This is a genomic window from Streptomyces phaeochromogenes (genome assembly GCF_001418655.1).
GTDB classification, from domain to species: Bacteria; Actinomycetota; Actinomycetes; order Streptomycetales; family Streptomycetaceae; genus Streptomyces; species Streptomyces phaeochromogenes.
Genome location: NZ_LIQZ01000038.1, coordinates 1 through 20,031, shown reverse-complemented (window position 1 = coordinate 20,031; position 20,031 = coordinate 1). Strand labels below are relative to the sequence as shown.

Genomic DNA, 20,031 nt, shown 5'->3' with positions numbered 1-20,031 from the left:
GTCAGTGCGCCGTCGGCGCGCGGCCCGTACACGGCCGTCGTGCGGTCAGTGCCGGTGTTCGTGGTCCGGGTGCGACGGATCGCCGGGATGCTCGTGCCCGGCGGCGTACACCACCCCGGCGCGCGCCCGGTCGAGCCAGGCGAAGAAGGCACGCCGGCCGGCGGACCGGCGCAACTCGTGGGCGACACCCTCGCGTACGCCCTCGTACGGCAGGTGGTCCGAGGCGTCCGTCCCGCCGAACGGGTCGACCCCGCGGCGCAGGGCGTCCGGGGTGAGGAAGCGGTCCGGGTTGCGGTCGTAGTAGTCCCGTACCGCCGACTCCGGCACGTCCTGCTCGCTCTCCAGCGCGGCGAGCAGGACGCGCGCGGCCGGGGAGTGGGCGAGCACCGCGGCGACGATGCTGCCGAGATCCGCGACGTCCTCCTCGGCCACGGCGAGTACGTGCGCCGGCCGGACTTCTTCGGGAGGCTTCAGCCCGCGCTCGGCGCAGGCCCGGCGGGCCAGTTCGTCCACGACGACCACCTGGGTCGCCCAGCGCCGCCGCTGCCGTTCGGCACGCGCCGACGCGTCGGGCCGGGTCACGGGATCGCGCGGCGGTACGACCCTCAGCAGCGCGTCCACGTGCGCCGCGGCGAGGGCGTCGCCGTCCACGAGCGCGGCCACGCCGTCGGGCAGGTGGACGTGTGCGGGGCTGCCGGGTGGATGCGAACGCGCATGTACGTGGTCGCTCACGGCAGCACCTCCAGCGGTACGGCCTCGGTGTAGGCGACGCTGCCGTGCCAGGCGATCTTCGCCATCAGCCAGTACGAACCCGGCGGCACCGCGCGGCCGTCCACCTCGATCACGCACTCCAGCCGCTCCCCGGCGGGCACGGTGAAGCCCTGGCAGCCCGGACCCACCCCCGGCCAGGTGCCCCACGACGACACCGCCCACAGGGTGCCGTCGACCGGACCGCGGGTGGTGTTGCGGACGGTCACCGGAACCCGGCCGAGCTCGCCCGCGCGGACCCTCATCCGCTCAACTCCCAGGCTGGACACGAGAGTCGGGCCCCTGCGGCCGTCCGGCTCGCCCTCCGGGACGGTGCCCGGCACGTCGAGCGCCACGACGTCCTCGTACGTCTGACCGCCGTACGACAGCAGTGCGGCGAGCCAGTGGCGGCCGGGTGCGGCGTCGGGGGCCGCGGTGACGGTGACCTCGGAGAGGGTGAAGCCGCCGGGGCCCAGCGCGTACGGGAGTTCGGCGGGTTCGGTGGACCAGCCGGGCGGTACGCGCAGGGCGACCGTGCCCGACACCGGGGCGTCGGTGAGCTCCGAGCTGACGCGGACCGTCGCGGTCACGGGGCCCCCGGCGACGGTGAGCACGGTCGGCGAGACGTACACCGCGACGGGCATGTTGCCGCGCGGGGCGGGGCCCGAGTTGTGCAGCCAGTACCGGGTGTGGACGGGTTGCGCGGGCTCGTGCGCGGCGACGCCGGGGCCGTGCGGAGTGTGTCCGTCCTCCGGCGTCGCCAGGACCGTCGCGACCTCGAACCCGGTCAGGCCGATGTCGAGAACCCCTTCCTGGTCCGGGGCCAGCGGTGTCCCGGGGTTCTCCAGGACGTCGGCGCGCGCTCCGGCCGTCCACGCCAGCGGGCCGCGCACCTGGGCCAGCACCGGACGGCCTGACACCTCGTGCATCCGTACGACGACTCCGCGGCCCGGGTCCGCCGGGGCCACGCTGCCGCGGGCCAGCGGCGAGCCGGCCGGTTTGAGCGCGTCGAGCAGGACCTCGCCCTCGGGCTCCAGTCTCAGCAGGGTCGCTCTCCTCGGCAGGACGGGGGCCTGCGGCGATGCGTCGGACGCGTCCGATGTGCCCGATGCTTCGCCGTCGCGCAGCCGTGCCGTGAGCGGGTGGTTGTACGCGTGGCCGGTGCGCGGCAGGCCGAGCTTCCGCCAGTCGCCCTCGCCGCCCACCACGGCGTACTCGAAGGTGTGGGACCAGCGCTGGAGCTGGAAGGCCGAGCCGTCGGGGGCGGTTCGGCGGGGCGGGTCGATCCAGATGCCCGAGGGCCAGCCCGTGCACGAGCGCATCAGCGACATGTAGAGGTTCCCGGACGAGGTGACCACGCAGCCGGGTGTGCCGCGGTTGAGGACGGCGAAGCTGCGGCCGTCCCAGGCGTCGCCCGGCGGCAGGGCCTCGCCGCCGCCCGCCGCCGTGGCCCGCAGGATCGCGTCGTCCAGGTCGGCCACCAGCGCGTCCACCGCCTTGGCGTCGTCCTGCGGGCGGGCGCCCGCCACGACGAGCAGCGGCAGCCGTTCGAGGTCGCGGAGGTCGGCTCCGGGGACCCACTCCTCGCGCAGGCTCGCGCGCGGCGCGACCCAGACGGCCGCCACGCCGCGCTCGGTGAGCTGGCGGCGCAGTTCGCGTCCGGCGGCCGGGTCCCAGCCGAGCGCCTCGGCGACGACCGCGTTGCGTTCGGGGCCGCCGACGGCGATGCGGATGTCGGGCAGGTTGGAGTCGATCTCCAGGTCGCCGTAGCGCGGTCCGTCGGCGATCGTCGAGGTCGCGGTGACGCCCGCGCGGACCAGGGCCGCCGCGAGCGGGGTGCCGAGTTCACCGGCCTCGTCCCAGGAGGAGTGGACGAGTTCGGCCACGCCGATCGAACGGTGGCCGAGCAGCGCGCCCGTGTCGTCGCGGATCTCGGCACGGGCCGTGGAGCCCAGGCCGAACCAGGTGTTGGCCGGGTTGTCCAGCGTCCAGGGGAACCGCTCGCTGTCGACCTCCACGAAGCCGAACCCGCGCCCGATCACGGCATCGGCCACCTCGTGCACCGGCAGTCCGCCCCGCACGTCGGAGGGCCAGCGGACCCGGATCAGCCGGTCGGCGCCGTCGTATCCGTCGATCGTGGTGGACACGTCCAGGCGCGCGACCCCCTTCCACAGGCACAGCCGCTGTGTGTAGCGGAAGAGGCCGAGGTCGGCGGTGACGGTGATGCGGGAACCGGCGGGGGAGTGCTCGACCCGGACGCCCGCGGTCACGTCGCGGCTGCGGGCGGCCGTGGTGCCGGTCGGGGTGAGATGCCAGGGGCCCTCGCCGAAGCGGGGGTGCCGCGGGTACTCCTCCTGCACGACCAGCTCGTTGCCGATGTCACCGGCGCGCAGCAGGTCCCGCCCGCCCTCGACGAGCGCGCGCAGCCTGCTCACGCCGCCGCCGCGTCCCGGGTCGACGGTCAGCTCGTAGAACTCGTTGCGGATCGTGGTGCCTTCGCCCGGCACCCACTCGGGGACGGTGCCCCGCGTGAGCGGGAGTGCTTTGAGCCCCATGCCGGGGACCTCCGGCACGATCACGCGGAGCTCGCCGTTCTCCCGTACGGCGGGCAGCGGGAGACCCGTGTCGTCGAGCGGTACGAGTCCGGGGTCGTCGACGGTCAGTACGTCCTGCCGCTGCCAGGTCGCGGAGTTGAAGACCACCAGGTCGGGGCCGGCGCCCGGCAGCGGGGCCACGTGCCGGGCGAGCGCGTCGGTCGCGTCGGCGTGCACGGTCTCGGCGAGGTCCGCCAGCTCCCGCCACCCAGTGAGCAGGTCGATGTAGACCTGGTCGGACTCCGAGCCGGTGATGGCGTCGTGATGGGCGCCGTAGATCAGCTGCCGCCACGCCTTGTCGAGGGCCGCGTCCGGATACGGGTGCCCGGTGACGAGCGAGGCGAGCGTCGCCCAGGCCTCGGCGTCGGCGAGCAGCGTCTCCCCGTACCGCTGGGCCTGCTTGGTGTCGATGTAGGAGACGTCCTTGCCGGTGTAGACGGGGTTCATGTCCCGGGTCTGCGGTGACGCCGTGCGCCCCTCGGCGTCCAACTCGGCGCGCACGGCCGCGAAGAAGTCGCGCGGCACGGCGCTGACGAAGCGCGGCCAGACGTAACGGGCGTTCCAGTCTCGGTGGATGTCCATGACCCAGCGGCACGGTGGCGCGTAGTCCCCGCCGACCGGGAGCAGCACGTTGCGGGTGAGCGCGACCTGCTTGAGGCCCTTGAAGAGCTTGAGCGCGGCTGCCTGGGCCTCGGGCAGAGTCGGTGCGTTGTCGATGGCCCAGCCCGCGCCGTAGTGGTTGACCATGTAGGCGGTCAGCAGCCCGCGCCCCGAGGGGGCGATCCACGAGAACTCCGCGGGGAACTGCATCCGGTTCGGATCCCGGGGCTCCTCGCCGAACACGGACAGCGTGGGACCCCACTGGTGGAACGGGCCGCGCGCCCACGAGCTGGAGGACAGCCCCGCGTCGGCCATCAGCCCCGGGAACTGCGGGTCGTGGCCGAAGGCGTCCAACTGCCAGGCCGTCTCGGGCGACGCGCCCATGACGCCACGCTGGAAGCCGTCCCCGTAGACGGCGTTGCGGATGGTCGCCTCGGCGCCGGTGAGGTTGGTGTTGGGCTCGTTGTAGGTGCCGCCCATGATCTCGACCCGGCCGGTCCGCAGCAGCTCCCGCAGGAAGGCGCGCTCCTCCGGGAAGGCGTCCCAGTACGGCTTGAGGTAGTCGACCTCCGCGAGCACGAAGGTGTACGCCGGATCGCGGCGCGCCAGGTCGCAGTGGGCCCGTACGAGACTCATGCCGGACTGGCCGCGGGAGTCGAAGGTGCGTGCGGGCAGCCCCGTCGACGCCGGGTCGTCGGCGATGTCCCAGGTCTCGGTGTACGCGCCCTGGGTGTTCCACCAGACGGGGTCGTAGTGGAAGTGGCTGACCATGAACATCGTCCAGCCCGGCTCCGCCGCAGTGAACTCGGCGGGGTGCACGGCCACTTGGGCCTCGGCGGTGGCGATCACGTCGGTCGCGGTCACCGAGATGTCGCGGCGCTCGCCCGGGGCGAGGCCGGTGCGCACAGGTATCTCGGCGCGCGCGGTGCCGTCGTCGGCCACCGTGACGAGGGCCTCCCCGGCGACACCGGAGCCCTCGACGGTGAGACGGACGGTCCGGCCGGGGGAGTGGTTCAGCTCGACGGCCACGATCTGGCGCGGCTGCTCGGTGGTTCCGACGAAGAGCTCGGTCGACTCGACAGAGGTGACGCGCATGGGGCTCCTACGAGGATGCTCGGCGGAGCACCATCGTGGCACTGAGGGGATGGTTCAAACAACCATCTTCAGGTTTTCTCGGTGGTTCATCCATACATTGCCGGCCGTCGCCGGCCATTGTCGGTCGGGGTCAGCGGGTCCGGCGGCTCTTCACCGTGTGCTGCGGGGTGATGTGGTCGGTCAGCGCCAGTGAGGCGCTCGCGCGCTGGTAGGAGAGCTGGGCGACCCGGACGTACAGGCAGTCGATGAGGACGAGTACGGAGTGCCGGCCGCCGATGCTTCCGGTGCGGAAGCTGGTCTCCGAGGTGGCGGAGATCAGCCGGATGTCGGCGGCCCGGGCCAGCGGCGAGCGCGGGTCGGAGGTGAGCGCCACGGTGGTGGCGCCGCGTTCCTTGGCGAGCTCGAAGGGCTCGATGGTCTCGCGGGTCGCCCCGGAGTGGGAGATGCCGATGGCGACGTCCGCCGGGGTGAGCAGCGCGGCGGAGGTGGCCGCCCCGTGCACCTCGTTCCAGCCCCGCACCGAGCAGCCGATGCGGAAGAGGCGGGTCTCGGTCTCCTGGGCGACGGCGCCGCTGCCACCGACGCCGTAGACGTCGATGCGGCGCGCGCGGGCGACGGCCTGGGCCGCGCGCTCCAGCGCGTCCAGGTCCATCCGGTCGATCGTCTGCTGGACCGCGCGCAGGTCGGCGCTGCCGACGACGGTGACGACGCGTTCGAGACCGTCGTCCGGGGAGATCTCGGGGCCGATCTCCGCGCTGCCCCAGTCGGACACCTCGCCGCGACCGCGCTCCTGGGCCAGCTCGATCAGCAGATGCTGGTACGAGTCGAGGCCGATGGCGCGGCAGAACCGGGTCACCGTGGCCTGTGACGTGCCCGTACGGCGGCCCAGCTCGGCGGCGGAGGAGTGGGTGACCGCCGCGGGATCCGCCAGGATCAGCTCGCCCACCTTCCGGAGCGAGCCGGCCAGCCGGGGCAACTCGGTGCGGATCAGTGAGGTGACGTCCGTCGGGGGCATTCCGGCGCCGGTCCGTTCCATGGGGTACCCGATCTCCTCGGTGGTGCCTGCTGTGCAGCTGAGAATGTATCAGCCACCCACCATCTCGCAGATTGAATCTCAGGACCAAAGGTGCCCCTGGCCCGGGTCCGGCCCGGGGTGCGGTGACGGCGCCGGTGGCGGGGGCGTTGCCCGCCGCTCGTGACCTATGGTTTATTCATTCAAGTAAGCTCGTAAGGGATGGTGGTTTCATCCACCGGTGGGGAGTGCCGCGTGTCCGTCGACTCTGTGAACGCCAGCGGGTTTGCGCGTGAAGGCCTGGACGCCCTGAACCGCATCGCCGCGTCCGCCCAGTCCGCCGAGGGTGAAGTGCGGCGCGCCGCCGAGCTGATCGCTCACTGCGTGCGGACCGACGGCGTGATCCAGGCGTTCGGCACCGGGCACTCCCAGGCTATCGTCCTGGAACTCGCCGGACGCGCCGGAGGGCTCGTGCCCACCAACCGGCTGAGCATCGCCGACCTCGTCCTGTACGGAGGCGACGCCCCGAGCGTCCTCGACGACCCGCTCCTGGAACGCAAGCCCGGTGTCGCCGAGCGGATCTACGACCTCGCCGAGCCGCGGCCCGAGGACCTGTTCGTGATCATCTCCAACTCGGGCGTCAACAGCGTGATCGTGGAGATGGCTCTGCGGGCCAAGGAGCGGGGTCACCGCGTCCTGGCCATCACCTCGCTGAGCCACACCCGGGCCGTGCCCGCCTCCCACCCCAGCGGCCGGAAGCTCGCCGACATCGCCGACGTCGTCCTGGACAACGCCGCGCCACGGGGGGACGCCCTTCTCGAACTCCCCGGCGGCGGCTCCGTCTGCGCCCTGTCCACCCTGACCGGCGTGATGCTCGTCCAGATGGCCGTCGCCGAGGCGGCCTCGCTGCTGCTCGCAGCGGGAGTGAGGCCGCCTGTGTACGTCTCGGCCAACGTGCCCGGGGGGTTCGAGGGGAACCTTGACCTTGAGACGCGGTACGCGGGGCGGATTCGGCGTACGGCCAGCTAGACGCTGCGCTTGGTGGGGCTGTGAATCTGCGGGTGCGTTGTGGCTGGTCGCGCCCACGCGGCGGAGCCGCATATCGATACAGCCCCGCGCCCCTAAAGTGGCGCGCCTGCCTTGGCCGCGGTCACCTCCTCCAGGGGGAAGTGGCAGGCCGCTCTGTGATGGGCGGCCTCGGGCGTCGGTGTGGGGACGGTTTCGGCGCAGATGTCCTCCGCGCGCCAGCAGCGGGTCCTGAACCGGCAGCCGGACGGTGGGTCGGCCGGTGACGGGATCTCGCCGGTCAGCAGGATGCGCTCCCTCTTCGCCCCGCCCCCGGTCGCCAGGGACGGGGCCGCCGACAGGAGCGCTGCCGTATAGGGGTGCCGGGGCTGCTCGAACAGCTCCTCCGCCGGTCCCGTCTCCACGATCCTGCCGAGGTACATCACGGCGACCCGGTCGGCGACATGCCGCACCACGGACAGGTCGTGCGAGATGAACACGTACGCGAGTCCCAGCTCGTCCCGCAGGTCACCCAGCAGGTTGAGCACCTGCGCCTGTACCGACAGGTCGAGCGCGGAGACGGGTTCGTCGCACACGATGACGTCGGGCTCCAGCGCCAGGGCGCGGGCGATCCCGATCCGCTGACGTTGCCCTCCGGAGAACTCCTGCGGGTGGCGACGCGCGTCGGACGCGCGCAGCCCGACCATCTCCAGCAGTTCACCCACGCGCGCCGCGCGCTTCGAGGCGGGCACGAGATCGCGGTGGGTGAGCCACGGCTCGCTGATCAGATCCGCCGCGCACAGCCGGGGGTTGAGCGAGCCGAACGGGTCCTGGAAGACCATCTGCACCTTGCGGCGCCAGGCGAGCAGCTTCGCCCCCGACAACGAGAACGGGTCCACTCCGTCGAACCGTACGGTGCCCGCGTCGGGCCGCTCCAGCATCAGCAGCACCCGGGCCAGCGTGGTCTTGCCGCAACCGGACTCGCCGACCAGACCGAGCGTCTCCCCGCGCTCCAGACGCAGATCGACCCCTTCGAGCGCGCGCAGCCTGGTGCTGCCCTTCGCGGTACGCGGAACCGCGAAGCTCTTCGTCAGGCCGGTGGCCTCCAGCAGTGTCGTCCCGGGCTCAGGCATCGGCCAGTTCCTTCCCGAAGTGGCAGGCGGCGGCGCGGCCGGCTCCGGTCGCGGCCAGCACCGGCCGGTGCGTGGCGCACAGGTCGCGGGCCATGGGACACCGCATACGGAAGGCGCAGCCGGAGGGTACGGAGCGGGGGTCGGGCGGGCTTCCCGGGATGGAGTTCAGCCGGGTCCCCTTGTGCTGCTCGGCCGGCACCGACTCCAACAGGCCCCGCGTGTAAGGGTGGTTGGGCTTGCCGAACACCTCGGCCACCGGGCCGGTCTCCACGACCGTACCCGCGTACATGACGGCGACCCGGTCCGCGTGCTCGGCGACCAGGCCGAGGTCGTGGGTGATGAGGACCAGAGCCATCCGCTGCTCGCTCCGCAGTTCGCGCAGCAGGTCCATGATCTGGGCCTGCACGGTGACGTCGAGCGCTGTGGTGGGCTCGTCGGCGAGCAGGACCTTCGGCCGGAGCGCGACCGCCATCGCGATCAGCAACCGCTGGCGCATGCCCCCGGAGAACTGGTGCGGGTAGGCGCCCGCACGCGAGCGCGCCTCCGGGATGCCGACGCGCTCCATCAGCTCGACCGCTCTCGCCCGCGCCGCGCGCCGGGACATCCGCTCGTGGATACGGAACGGCTCCGCGAGCTGCGCCCCCACCGTCTGGACGGGGTTGAGCGCGCTGAGAGCGTCCTGGAAGACGATGGCGAGGCCCGGTCCGGCGAGCCGACGCCTGGCCCGCGCGCCGAGCCCGAGCAGGTCCTCGCCCTCCAACAGGGCCTGCCCGCCCACGACTTCGGCGGCCGGATCGAGCAGCCCGGCCACCGCGTGCGCCGTCATGCTCTTGCCGCACCCGGACTCGCCCAGCAGGGCCAGCGTCTCGCCCGAACGCACGGCGAAACTGACGCCGCGTACGACGGGGACGGGTCCTGCGGCGGTACGGATGTCGACCGACAGGCTGTCGACGGCCAGGGTGGCGGGGCTGGTTGAGGCATGGTCGCCGGGTGCGGGTGCGGGTGCGGGTGCGGGTGCGGGTGCGGCTTCCGGCGTTGCCGGGGTGGGCTCGGCTTCTGCCTCGGGCACGGCCGGGGCGTGCTCGATCTCCGGCCCCGATGGGGCTGGGCTGTGCGCGGGCTCCGCCCCCGCCACGACCGCGGCCGTCTCGGCGGCCGAACTCTGACGGGCCCCGTTCGCCCCGGTCGCCGGCCGGCGGAGCCGTCCGCGGCCCCCGCGGCGCAGGCCGTGCCGCCACCGCTGGCCCGGGTCGGTCGCGAGGCGGGCCCAGGCGGCGAGGACCGTTGCCGAGACGGTGGTGACGACGATGGCGAGCCCGGGGAAGACCGCGATCCACCACGAGCTCTGGAGCTCCTGGCGCCCCTGAGCCACCATCAGGCCCCAGCTCACGTCCGGCGGCTGGATGCCGATGCCGAGGAAGCTCAGCGAGGACTCGGTCAGCATCACGAAGCAGAAGTCGAGCGCGGCGACGGTGAGCAGGGTCGGCAGCACCGTGGGAGCGACATGGCGTCGGATGCTCGCCCAGCTGCTGGTGCCGAAGGTGCGGGCCGCGTCCATGAACAGGCGACTGCGCAGTTCCGCGGACTCGGCCCGCGCGGTGCGCAGGTACACGGGGATCCGGGCGACGGCGAGAACCAGGACGATGCCGGAGGCGCTCGGCGAGAACACGTACAGCACGACCACGGCCAGCAGAAGGGACGGGAAGCTGAGGATCACGTCGGCGATCCGCAGGGACACGTTCTCGCGCCAACCGCCGTGGAAGCCCGCCCACATGCCCCAGACCGAGCCGACGACGAGCGAACACAGCACGGCGGGCACGGCCACGGACAGGGTGGTCCCGGCCGCGGCTATCAGCCGAGCGGCGACCGGTCGGCCGAGGGAGTCACTGCCGAGGACGAACGCCCAGCCGTGGTCGAGACTGAAGGGCTCCCGCCCGGGATCGCGGAGGTTCTGACGTGTCGCCAGGTCCCCGATGAGCAGCGGACCCAGCACGGCACACAGCGCGACGCCGATCAGGATCAGGACCGCCGCGCAGGCGAACCGGTCCTGGAGGAGCAGGGCGAGCCACTTCCGCCGAGCCGTCACCACCTGGTCGGCCGCAGGAGTTGTGCCGCTGCCGTCGCCCGCGTCCTCCGGGACGTCGCCGCTCCCGGCGCTGTCGCTCTGACCGTTGTTCTTCTGGAGCATGTCACTTCCTTGACTCACGCCGCCGCCCGCTGCCGGACACGCGGGTCGAGGATCGCGTGGCAGATGTCCACGAGGATGTTGAGCGCGAAGATCACCAGGGCGGTCAGCAGCACGGCGGCCTGCAACACCGCGAAGTCGCGCTGAAGAACCGAGTCGATCATGAGCTTGCCGATGCCGGGCCAGCCGAAGATGGTCTCGACGACGACGGCACCGTTGACCAGTCCGACGGCGAGGTCGCCCGCGACGGTGAGCGCGGGTGCGGCCGCGTTGCGCAGGGCGTGCCCGAAGACCACCCGCACTTCGTTGGCGCCCTTGCTGCGCGCGACTTTGACGTACGGGGCGGAGAGCGCGGAGACCATGGCGCCGCGCACCACCTGGACCAGCACACCGAACGGACGGATGAGCAGTGTGGTCACGGGCAGGACCCAGGCCGCGGCGCCGCTCGTGCCGGAGGTGGGCAGCCAGCCCAGCGTCACCGCGAAGACCAGCACACCCATGATGGCGAACCAGAAGTCGGGGACGCTCGCGGCCGTCGAGGACAGGAAGCTCGCGATCCGGTCGGTCGCCGAGTTGGGCCGGTAGGCCGCCAGGCTGCCGATCACCACGGCACCCACGATGGCGAGCAGCATCGTCCACCCGGCCAGTTGGAGGGTGGCGGGGAAGGCCCGCAGGACCGCCCCGCTCGCCGACTGGGCGGTGCGCAGCGACTCGCCGAAGTCGAGGTGGGCGACCTGGACCAGGTAGTCGCCGAACTGGTTGACCAGCGGCTGGTCGAAACCGTTGCGGGCGGAGAACTCGGCCCTCATCTCCGGTGTCGCGCTGAGCGGGAGGTACAGGTTGGCGGGGTCTCCGGTGAGCCGGGCCAGGAAGAACACTCCCAGGACCACGACCAGTAGAGGAATGACGCTGGAGACCGCGCGGCGACGCAGCATCGTGAACATCGGTCAGCTCCTTCCTCGGTCCGCGCGGCGCATGTCGGAGAGCCGCATTTCGTCGTTGGTCGCCGAGTCCGGCCGGTAGCGGACGTGTGAGGAGAGGGCGAGGATGCCGGTCATGTTGGCCATCACGGCGTCCCGTACGACCTCGTCGTTCTGGTGGGCGAACGCGTCCGCGAAGGCCTTCTGCCGCTTGTCGCCCGACGCGAGCTGCGCCTGCTTCGTCAGCGCGTCGAGTTCGGGGGTGCCGTAGCTGCTCTGGGCGCCCTTGCTGCCGTAGATCTGTCCCATCGTGAACGCGGCGTCTCCCGCCTGGTTGCCGTGCTGTGCCTGGAGGAGGGTGGGGCCGATTCCCTTGGGGAAGGGGCGCAGCAGGTACTCCAGCCAGGCGTTGACGTCCAGCATCTTGATCTTGACTTTCAGCCCTGCCTTGAGCAGGCCGTCCTGCACGACCTCCATCGCCTCGGCGGCCTTCGGGTAGATGCCGGTGCGGCCGATGATCGTGATGGTGGTGTCGGTCGGCACTCCGTCGGCCCGGGCCTCGGCCACCAGCCGCTTGGCGCGCTTCGGGTCGTACGGCCACGGCTTGACGCGCGGGTTGTATCCGGTGACGCCCTTCGACACGAGCTGACCGCTCGGCCGCCCCGAGAAGACCGCGGTGACCAGACCTTCCCTGTCGACTGCGTAGTTGATGGCCCGTCGGATGCGCACGTCGTCGAGAGGCGCCCTGGTGGCGTCCATGCGCAGATACGAGACCTCGTTGGTGGTGAACTCGACCGCCCGGTCGCCCGCCCCGTCCTCGGGCGCGAGTCCGATCGCCACATCCGCCTCGTTGTTGGTGACCATGGCCGCACGTACGCTGCCCTCCGCGCGCCAGACGTACTTGGCCGCCGCGTAGTCGGGGGTCTCGCCCCAGTAACCGGAGAAGCGCTTCAGCCGGAGGAAGCGGCCCTGGCTCCACTCGTCGATCCGGTACGGACCTGTGCCGACCGGCTCGCGCACCCTGGAATCGGGGTCCGTGGTCGTCGGCACGATCTCGACGAAGGACAGACGCAGCGGGAGGATCGGGTCCGGCTCGGCCGTGGTGACCTCAAGTGTGGTGTCGTCGACCGCCTTTGCGGTGATCTTGCTGTCGGTGAAGATGTATCCGTCGACGTTGCAGTCGATGTCCGAGTCCGTGGCGCGCTTGATGGAGAACGCGGCGGCCTCGGCCGTGAACGGAGAGTCGTCATGGAACTTGACCCCTTCGCGCAGGGTGAAGGTCCACGAAGTGGGTGAGTTACGTGTCCACTTGGTGGCCAGCGCCTGTTCCAGTCGCCCGGTGGACGGGTCCCGCTCGGTCAGCGCCTCCGTGATGTTGGCGCGCGTCACCCGGCCCGTCGCGGTGAGCGAGGCATCGCAGGGCTCAAGCGTCGGAGGCTCCTCGGGCAGTACGACGCGCAGGGTGCCGGGACCCTCGCCGATGGGGTCGCCGCCGGCCACCGAGCATCCCGAGACGGCGAGCAGTACGCCAACGGACGCGAGTGCGCCCGCCGTTCGCCCCCGGCGGATGGGGGTGGTCGAACGAGTGCGTACTGAGCCTGGGTCGGTCACTGTTCCTCCGCGCTGTTCTACGACCACGAACTTTGTCCACATGGAAAAACCTGGTTTAGATATGTGGACGCTCATTATTGGGTCGGTGGCGTCGAGGGCGTCAAGGGGTGTGCAGCAAGCCCTTAACATCCGCAGGGCGATGTACCCATGGAGTCCTCATACGTGAACAGCTGCGTGGCGGAAGATGGGTTATGTGTGCGCCAGGTCACACGGCGGGGCCGATCAGTTCGGCCGGGGCGTCCGGTCATACCGGCGACATCACCCGCATCCCCTGTGAGGAGAGCCGGCCATGCACCGTGAACGGGTTCTTTCCTGGACGAAGGCCGAACGGCTCGGCCTCGCCGACTTTCTCGACGACCTGGAAGGCGCGGACTGGGAAACGCCATCACTCTGCACCGGCTGGACCGTGCACGACGTGGTGGCCCACCTGACCCTGTCGACGCGCACCACGCTGTCCGGAATGGTCAAGGGGATGGTCCGGGCGCGCGGCGACTGGGAACGCATGGAGTTCGACGCGGCGCGGCACCGGGCGGCCGACTTCGGGCCCGCCGAACTCATCGCACAGTTCCGCGAGACCGCGGGCTCGACCCGCCGCGCGCCCCTGTCCGCGCCGTTGGATCCGCTGGTCGACGTCCTGGTCCACGGCCAGGACATCGCCCGCCCGCTGGGCCGCGTACGTCCAACCCCTCAGGAGCAGACGATCGCGGCCCTGGAACACGTCCTGGCCAGCCCGTTCTACGGCGCCCGCAAACGCCTGCGAGGCGTACGGCTCGTGGCCACCGACGCGAACTGGTCGAGGGGCGGGGGCCAGGACGAGGCGCGGGGCCCGGCAGGCGACTTGCTCCTCCTGGCAACGGGCCGGGCTGCGGCACTGACAGGCGTGTCCGGCCCGGGCGCGGAGCGGCTCGGGAGAGTGCTGTAGCTGTTGGAGCGGCGGGCGAACCATGGACGCAGCCGGACACTCCGCACTGGTGCGGGTGTGGGATGTCGTCACCGGAACACCACGGGTCACCCTGACAACCGGCCACGCCGGACACGGCACACTCCCGACGGCCTTCGGTGCAGTCGGCCGTACCTTGATCACCAGCCGCACCGAGCACTGCGCCGTCCGTGTCCATCAGGTGCCCGCTGATCGCCCACGGACCACGGTCGTGTCGGAGCCCCCGGGCGGGCCTGGCTGAACAGGGTCGGCACCAGGCCGAATTGAACTGCCGGTCCCGCTGCCGACGGCTAACGTGTCCCGTGTGATCAACGGCGAGCCCAGGGCGCGGGCCGCGGTCGCAGAACGTATCCGAGAGGCCGTGGACGAACTCGGTTATGTACCCAACCAAGCTGCCCGAAGCCTGGTCACACGCCGCAACAACGCCGTCGCCGTCGTGGTCACCGAACCGCAGAACCGGCTTTTCGTGGACCCGTACTTCGACTGCCACCTGCGTGACATCCGGCAGGAACTCGTCCAACAAGGAGCGCAGCCGGTACTGCTGTTCATCGAGGAGCCGGACGACTATCCGCGTGTCGGGAACTTCCTGGGCGGCGGCCACGTCGATGGCGCCCTGCTGTTCTCGCTGCGTACCGACGACCCGTTGCCTGCCATGGTCGAGCACATGGGCCTGCCCGCCATCTTCGGCGGTCGCCCGGCCGTCGGCTCCGGCCACCGCAGCCAGGGCTACACGTACGTCGACGCCGACAACCGCGGCGGAGCCAGGGAAGCCGTGCGGCATCTCGTATCACTGGGACGCCGACACATCGGGACCATCACCGGGCCGCTCAACCAGGCTTCGGCGATCGACCGTCTCGACGGCTACCGGGACGTACTCCCGGACACGCCACCCCGGTTGATCGCCGAGGGCGACTTCACGCTGCAGGGCGGTGCCACCGCCATGTCCGAGCTCCTCGACCGGTGCCCCGATCTGGACGCGGTCTTCGTCGCCTCGGACCTGATGGCTTCCGGTGCCCTGCGGGTGCTGCGGGTGCTGCGGGAGCGCGGACGGAGCGTACCGGAGGAGGTGGCGGTTGTCGGCTTCGACGACCTGGCGCCATCGCCGAGGCGACGGAGCCACCACTGACCACCGTGCACCAGGACATCGAGGACATGGGACGCCTGATGGCCCGGCTGCTGTTCAAGCAGACATCGGACGAGCTCGCGTCGCGAGACGGCAGTCATCCGCTGTCCTCTGCGGTCACTCCGACACGTTTGGTCGTGCGGAAGTCTGCCTAGACAAGTATCCGTCGCTCCTCATGACGCATCTGGCGGGCCGGACGGTCCTCGACGACGAGGGCTTGGAGACGCGCGTTCCACTGCTGGCCCGTCAACTCGTGGCGATCCACGCTATTCGACCCGCCGAGCGGCCCCGGGAGTATGTGGCGCTGACGACCGCCGACACTGTCGTGACTCCGAAAGGCGCCGACGCGGTGGCATGGACCGCGGCCATCGACGTGGTCCGCCAGCCCGCGCCGCCCTGTGAAGGGCGGTTCCTGCACCGGGACTTCCACCCTGGCAACGTGCTGTTCGACGTGGCGCCCGCACGGCCCGCAGGGGCCCGGATCACCGGCGTCGTCGACTGGGCGGCTACCTCCTGGGGCCCGGTGGATCTCGATGTGGCGCACTGCTCCACCAACCTTGCGCTGCTGCACGGCCCGGCGTGGGGTCTGCGGTTCGCTGAGGCGTACGAGGAGGCCGGCGGGATGCCGGCCGCCACCGCGAGCGAGCGGCTGTACTGGCGGGTGCGGGACGGGCTGGCGTTCTCGGAAGAGGTGCGGTTGGTTTCGCAGCCATGGCGGGAGGCAGGGAGGACAGAGCTGACGACACGTGTCGTGGAAGAGCGGCTGGATGCCGGCCGCCACCGCGAGCGAGCGGCTGTACTGGCGGGTGCGGGACGGGCTGGCGTTCTCGGAAGAGGTGCGGTTGGTTTCGCAGCCATGGCGGGAGGCAGGGAGGACAGAGCTGACGACACGTGTCGTGGAAGAGCGGCTGGATGCCTATGTCACCGCCCTGATGGGCGCGCCGGGCTGAGCGACGGCGGCCCGGGCGCGGGCACGGCGGCGAGCGCCGGAACCGCCTCCCGCGAAAGGAGAGCCCCCGCGGGCAAGAGCCTGCGGGGGCCTCTCGACGGACTGTTGCCAGCCCCGGAGGGCCGTTCGTCAGGCGTACGGGTCGAAGGGGATTCCGGCCGGGCTCGTGTAGTCGAGAGCCCACTGGAAGTCGCCGTCGTCGATCTTGAAGGTGGCCGAGCCGAAGTCGGCGCTGCTCAGCTTGTCGCGGTAACCGGCCGGGTAACCGTCCCAGCCGACGAGCCGCGGGTAGAACCAGTTGCCCGTGGCGTTCTCCGCCGGCTCGTCGTTGCCGTTGGCGAAGCGGAAGCAGTGGCTCCCGATTCCGTCCTTGTGATACACGATCTTCGGGTGGGTGCCGTCGAAGCGGATCTCCGACCGTGCGAGCGTCTGGTAGCCGCTGTGCTGGGACGCCGACACGTACTTGACCTCGTTGTTGTTGATCCACACGATGACGTGTTCCCAGTCGTGGGTGTGCCCGATCGCCGCCGGGCCGAGGGTCACCTGGTCCTTCTCGAAGTAGCTGGCGTACATGACCGCGCACCAGCCGTTGTTGCACTTCTCGCGCGAGTAGGTGTTGGCGTTGTTCAGCTGGGCGGGGTCGTGGCACTTGCCGTTGACGTCGCCGCCGAGCTTCAGGCCGGGGTTGATGGCGCCGTCGGCGCCGATGGCGGCGGTGGCGTAGCAGCCGTCACTGTCGTAGTCGTAGGCGGGGGAGTAGGTCTGCTCCAGGCCGCTCGCGTTCTGTGGCAGCAGGGTCAGGACGTTGGCGTGGGCGGTCGCCGGTATCGCGACGACGAGCGTCATCGCGCCGAGTGTGCCGAGAAGGGTGTTGGTGAGGGATCTCAACTTGCGCATGGGGACTCCTGGTTGAGCTGAGCGGCCGTCGTCAGCAGTAGAGGTTGCTGCCCGGCGGGACGCCGAGGATCGAGGTGAAGCGGTTGTAGGCGTCCACGCGGCTCTGCACCTGGGCGGGGTTCTTGCCGTCGCACTCCAGGGAGCCGTTGATGGAGCGGATCGTCTGGCCGAAGCCGGCCTGGTTGACCATGGCGTTGTGCGGGGTCATGGTGCCGGGGCCGTTCTGCGTGTTCCAGTACCAGAGGCCGGTCTTCCAGGCCACGGCGGCGTCGTTCTGCACGAGCCAGGGGTTGTTGAGGAGGTCGATGCCGAGCGCGTCGCCCGCGGCCTTGTAGTTGAAGTTCCAGCTGAGCTGGATCGGTCCGCGGCCGTAGTACGCGGCCTGGCCTGCCGGGCAGCCGTACGGCTGGCCCCAGTCGCAGTAGTGGGGGTAGTTGGCGGTGTTCTGCTCGACGATGTGGACCAGTCCGCCGGTCTCGTGATTGACGTTGGCGAGGAAGGCCGCGGCCTCCTGCTTCTTCACGGTGTCGCTGCCGGTGTTCGCGAATCCGGGGTAGGCGCTCAGCGCGGCGGTCAGCCCGCTGTACGTGTAGAAGGAGTTCCGGCCCGGGAACATCTGGTTGAACTGGCCCTCGGTGACGACGAATCCGGACGGGGTGCCGCCGCCACCGCTCGCGGGCGCGCTCCACTTCTGGTTCGCGCCGCCCGAGCAGGTCCAGATCTGCAGCCGGGTGCCGTTGGCGCTGTTGTTGCCGGTGACGTCCAGGCACTTGTTCGCGGCCGGGTTGACGATGTCGTTCGCACCGCTGACCACCCACTGCTGGTTCGAACTGCCGGCACAGTCCCACAGCTGGACCGCCGCGCCGTCCGCGGTGCTGCGGTCGACGATGTCCAGACACTTGCCGAGCGCGCGCAGGGTGCCGTCACCCGGGTTGGACCAGATCTGGGCGCCTGTCCCGTTGCAGTCGTAGAGCTGTACGGCGGTGCCGTTGGCGCTGCTCGCGCCCGCGACGTCGACGCACTTGCCGGCGAGCCCGGTGATCGAGCCGCTGGCGGCCTGGGCGGGCGTCACGGTGAGCAAGGTGGTGAGGACCGCCGACAGCGAGGTGAGAACCGCGAAGCGGCCGAGGAAGCGGGGTCTGCGCATGGTTGAGGACGCTCCTTGGGTGTAGGGGGTGAACGGCCGTCCCCCGAGCGTGGGGACGGCCGTCGTCGGAGCTGGTGTGCTTAGGGGTACTGGGTCAGATTGGCCACGTTGGTCGTGGAGTTGGACGGGCCGCCCGTGCCGTTGACGACGTGCCGGATGGTGCCCACTCCGCCGAGCGAGACGGTCACCATGCTGGTGAAGCGCACATTGGAGTTGTTCGGCGCCTCGATGGCCCGCTCGGCGGCCACGCCCGGGTTCACGTTGAAGTAGCAGTAGCTGCCGAAGCCGTACACCTGGTGGCTGGTGACGGAGTCGGCGACCTTGTAGGCGGCGTAGCCCTGGGTGGAGCCGTTCATCCAGGACGCCTGGTTCGGTGGGTCGTACGGCATCTCGTTCTGGTAGAAGTACGTCCGCCCGCCGTTGCCGTTCCAGATCGTCTGGTGCTTCTGGTAGTGCTCGACGAACAGGCCGTACGCGGTGACGTTGTCGCCGTTGACGATCAGGCCGGTGTCGCCGGTGTTGGTGTTCCAGCCGACGCCGCTGCCGTGATCGGCGCGCCAGATCCAGGTGTGGTCGGCGATGACGTTGTCGCTGTTGATCACCAGGCTGGTGGTCGCCTTGCCGACGGCGGCGCCGCCGACGCGGAAGTACACGTCGTGCAGGGACGTCGGGTTCGCGGTGTGCGAGGCGGACGAGCCCGTCGGGCCGACCTCCATCAGCGTGGGCGAGTTGGTGGTGCCCGCGTCGAAGAGGACGCCCGCGACCTTGACGCCGTCGACGTCGGCCACCTTCATCGCGGTGACGCCGTTGTCCGGGATGAACGTGGCGAGGCCCAGACCGAGGACGACGGTGTTGGCGCGGTTCACCTGGAGCGTCTGGTTGAGGTGGTAGACACCCGGGGTGACCAGGAGGTTCTTGCCCGCCGCCAGCGCCGCGTTGATGTCCGCGGCGGTCGCACCCGGCTTCACGACGTAGAAGGTGTCGAGAGACAGCGAGCTGCCGGACGGGGATCCGTTCGCCCAGCTGGTGCCGGTGGAGTTGGAGCGCACGGACGGCACGAAGACCTGGTAGGCGCCGTTGCCGTCGATGTACAGGGACGGCTTCTCCCGGCTGACCGGGGTCTGCGCGACCGTGGTGTACGGCGGGCTGGGGAAGCTGGTGGCCGGGACGCCCTGGCTGCCGACGAAGACCATGTTCCAGTTGGAGCCGGTCCAGCTGCCGAGCTGGGAGTTGCGGGTCAGCCACTGCTGCTGGCTGCCGGAGTTGACCTGCCCGTCGATCTTGGTGTCGGCGAGCAGACCGCCGCTGGACCAGCCGTTGTCGTCGAGGGCGACATTGCCGCGCAGATGCATCCGGCGGTACGACGCTGCCTGCGAGACCGCCCAACGGTCCGTGCCGCCGGTCGGGTTGACGGACAGGTTCTCGGCGCCGCGCCAGAAGTTCTGCGTCGCGTTGCCCTGGAACCAGTCGGCCTCGGCGTGCACCGCGCCGTTGATCGTGACAGCGTCCGGGGTCAGACCCAGACCCGCGACCTGAGTGTAGAAGCCGACGTTGACGTCGGCGTTGTAGGAGCCCGGCTTGAACAGGACGGCGTAGCGCTGGGAGCCGAACTGGTTCGTCTCCTGCTGCTGGAAGATCGAGTTCAGCCTGGTCTGGATCGTCGAGGACGACATGGACGGGTCGAAGACGGCGACGTTCGGGCCGAGGTCCGGATTCGCGCCGGACTGGGTCACGGGGACCACCTGGAAGCGCTGGGCGGCACTGCCGTTGCAGGTGTATTGCACGAACTGCACGCTGTCCGCGGTCGAGGCGCCGGGGTCGTCCAGGCACTTGCCGCTGTTGCGGTTCACGAAGTGATAGGCGCCGCCGCCTTCGTCGACCGGCAGCCACTGCTGATTGGTGCCGCCGCCGTAGGCCCACAGATGGACGGGCGCGTTGTCGGCCACGGACGTGTCGGCGACGTCAACGACCTGGCCGGTGTTGTTGCCGTTGTTGATGCGGACGTAGCCGTCGCTGGTCGCGGTCAGGCTCCACTGCTGGGCCGTCGAGCTGTTGCACGCGTACTGCTGGACG

General features: G+C 70.8%; 12 protein-coding genes and 3 pseudogenes. 5 read left to right on the top strand and 10 right to left on the bottom strand.

Annotated elements, in window-relative coordinates; genetic code table 11:
• Positions 1–45: 45 nt before the first annotated feature.
• The 3 genes from AOK17_RS05900 to AOK17_RS05890 form a co-directional block, all read right to left on the bottom strand.
• Positions 46–732: a peptidyl-prolyl cis-trans isomerase gene (locus AOK17_RS05900; RefSeq protein WP_425424595.1), complete on the bottom strand. Its 687-nt coding sequence runs from the start codon at positions 730–732 to the stop codon at positions 46–48.
• Positions 729–5,036, bottom strand: a complete 4,308-nt coding sequence (locus AOK17_RS05895; protein ID WP_055611233.1) for a glycoside hydrolase family 38 N-terminal domain-containing protein — start codon at positions 5,034–5,036, stop codon at positions 729–731. The genes AOK17_RS05900 and AOK17_RS05895 overlap by 4 nt, the downstream gene beginning before the upstream one ends.
• Before the next feature lie 130 nt (positions 5,037–5,166).
• Complete coding sequence (locus AOK17_RS05890; RefSeq protein ID WP_055611249.1) at positions 5,167–6,051, bottom strand: MurR/RpiR family transcriptional regulator; 885 nt, start codon at positions 6,049–6,051, stop codon at positions 5,167–5,169.
• A 252-nt stretch (positions 6,052–6,303) separates the two neighbouring features.
• Here AOK17_RS05890 and AOK17_RS05885 point away from each other — a divergent pair, with 252 nt between their 5' ends.
• Positions 6,304–7,077, top strand: coding sequence for a sugar isomerase domain-containing protein (locus tag AOK17_RS05885; RefSeq protein ID WP_055611232.1), 774 nt, complete (start codon positions 6,304–6,306; stop codon positions 7,075–7,077).
• Between the two features lie 92 nt (positions 7,078–7,169).
• Here the strand turns inward: AOK17_RS05885 and AOK17_RS05880 are convergent, their stop codons facing one another.
• From AOK17_RS05880 to AOK17_RS05860, 4 genes are read right to left on the bottom strand one after another with little or no spacing between them, the layout of a single operon-like run.
• Entirely contained in the window at positions 7,170–8,186 is a 1,017-nt protein-coding gene (locus tag AOK17_RS05880; protein ID WP_055611231.1) for an ABC transporter ATP-binding protein, read from the bottom strand.
• Positions 8,179–10,374: an oligopeptide/dipeptide ABC transporter ATP-binding protein gene (locus AOK17_RS53750; RefSeq protein WP_079052816.1), complete on the bottom strand. Its 2,196-nt coding sequence runs from the start codon at positions 10,372–10,374 to the stop codon at positions 8,179–8,181. The genes AOK17_RS05880 and AOK17_RS53750 overlap by 8 nt, the downstream gene beginning before the upstream one ends.
• A gap of 14 nt (positions 10,375–10,388) precedes the next feature.
• Positions 10,389–11,315: an ABC transporter permease gene (locus tag AOK17_RS05865; RefSeq protein WP_055611230.1), complete on the bottom strand. Its 927-nt coding sequence runs from the start codon at positions 11,313–11,315 to the stop codon at positions 10,389–10,391.
• A 3-nt stretch (positions 11,316–11,318) separates the two neighbouring features.
• Positions 11,319–12,791, bottom strand: coding sequence for an ABC transporter substrate-binding protein (locus tag AOK17_RS05860; RefSeq protein WP_245697025.1), 1,473 nt, complete (start codon positions 12,789–12,791; stop codon positions 11,319–11,321).
• Between the two features lie 400 nt (positions 12,792–13,191).
• Here AOK17_RS05860 and AOK17_RS05855 point away from each other — a divergent pair, with 400 nt between their 5' ends.
• The 4 genes and pseudogenes from AOK17_RS05855 to AOK17_RS05840 form a co-directional block, all read left to right on the top strand.
• Entirely contained in the window at positions 13,192–13,824 is a 633-nt protein-coding gene (locus AOK17_RS05855) for a maleylpyruvate isomerase family mycothiol-dependent enzyme (RefSeq protein ID WP_055611229.1), read from the top strand.
• A 280-nt stretch (positions 13,825–14,104) separates the two neighbouring features.
• Positions 14,105–15,120: pseudogene (locus AOK17_RS05850) on the top strand (LacI family DNA-binding transcriptional regulator).
• A 2-nt stretch (positions 15,121–15,122) separates the two neighbouring features.
• A pseudogene (locus AOK17_RS48065) lies at positions 15,123–15,737 on the top strand (aminoglycoside phosphotransferase family protein); the annotation flags it as partial.
• A pseudogene (locus AOK17_RS05840) lies at positions 15,733–15,915 on the top strand (aminoglycoside phosphotransferase family protein); the annotation flags it as partial. The pseudogenes AOK17_RS48065 and AOK17_RS05840, both read left to right, overlap by 5 nt.
• A 128-nt stretch (positions 15,916–16,043) precedes the next feature.
• Here AOK17_RS05840 and AOK17_RS05835 read toward each other — a convergent pair.
• From AOK17_RS05835 to AOK17_RS05825, 3 genes are all read right to left on the bottom strand, one after another.
• The gene (locus tag AOK17_RS05835) at positions 16,044–16,811 is read right to left on the bottom strand and encodes an NPP1 family protein (protein ID WP_206190685.1); all 768 of its coding nucleotides are present in this window, start codon (positions 16,809–16,811) and stop codon (positions 16,044–16,046) included.
• Between the two features lie 31 nt (positions 16,812–16,842).
• Positions 16,843–17,958, bottom strand: coding sequence for a chitinase (locus tag AOK17_RS05830; protein WP_055611227.1), 1,116 nt, complete (start codon positions 17,956–17,958; stop codon positions 16,843–16,845).
• 80 nt (positions 17,959–18,038) lie between these two features.
• Positions 18,039–20,031: RICIN domain-containing protein (locus tag AOK17_RS05825; protein WP_055611226.1), on the bottom strand; the 1,993-nt coding region annotated here is incomplete at its 5' end.

What these genes read in the sequence shown, in the direction of transcription:
- AOK17_RS53750 (WP_079052816.1), bottom strand. Translation starts at nt 10,374, where the DNA reads ATGCTCCAGAAGAACAACGGTCAGAGCGACAGCGCCGGGAGCGGCGAC.
- AOK17_RS05880 (WP_055611231.1), bottom strand. Translation starts at nt 8,186, where the DNA reads ATGCCTGAGCCCGGGACGACACTGCTGGAGGCCACCGGCCTGACGAAG.
- AOK17_RS05895 (WP_055611233.1), bottom strand. Translation starts at nt 5,036, where the DNA reads ATGCGCGTCACCTCTGTCGAGTCGACCGAGCTCTTCGTCGGAACCACC.
- AOK17_RS05830 (WP_055611227.1), bottom strand. Translation starts at nt 17,958, where the DNA reads ATGCGCAGACCCCGCTTCCTCGGCCGCTTCGCGGTTCTCACCTCGCTG.
- AOK17_RS05855 (WP_055611229.1), top strand. Translation starts at nt 13,192, where the DNA reads ATGCACCGTGAACGGGTTCTTTCCTGGACGAAGGCCGAACGGCTCGGC.
- AOK17_RS05890 (WP_055611249.1), bottom strand. Translation starts at nt 6,051, where the DNA reads ATGCCCCCGACGGACGTCACCTCACTGATCCGCACCGAGTTGCCCCGG.
- AOK17_RS05835 (WP_206190685.1), bottom strand. Translation starts at nt 16,811, where the DNA reads ATGCGCAAGTTGAGATCCCTCACCAACACCCTTCTCGGCACACTCGGC.
- AOK17_RS05865 (WP_055611230.1), bottom strand. Translation starts at nt 11,315, where the DNA reads ATGTTCACGATGCTGCGTCGCCGCGCGGTCTCCAGCGTCATTCCTCTA.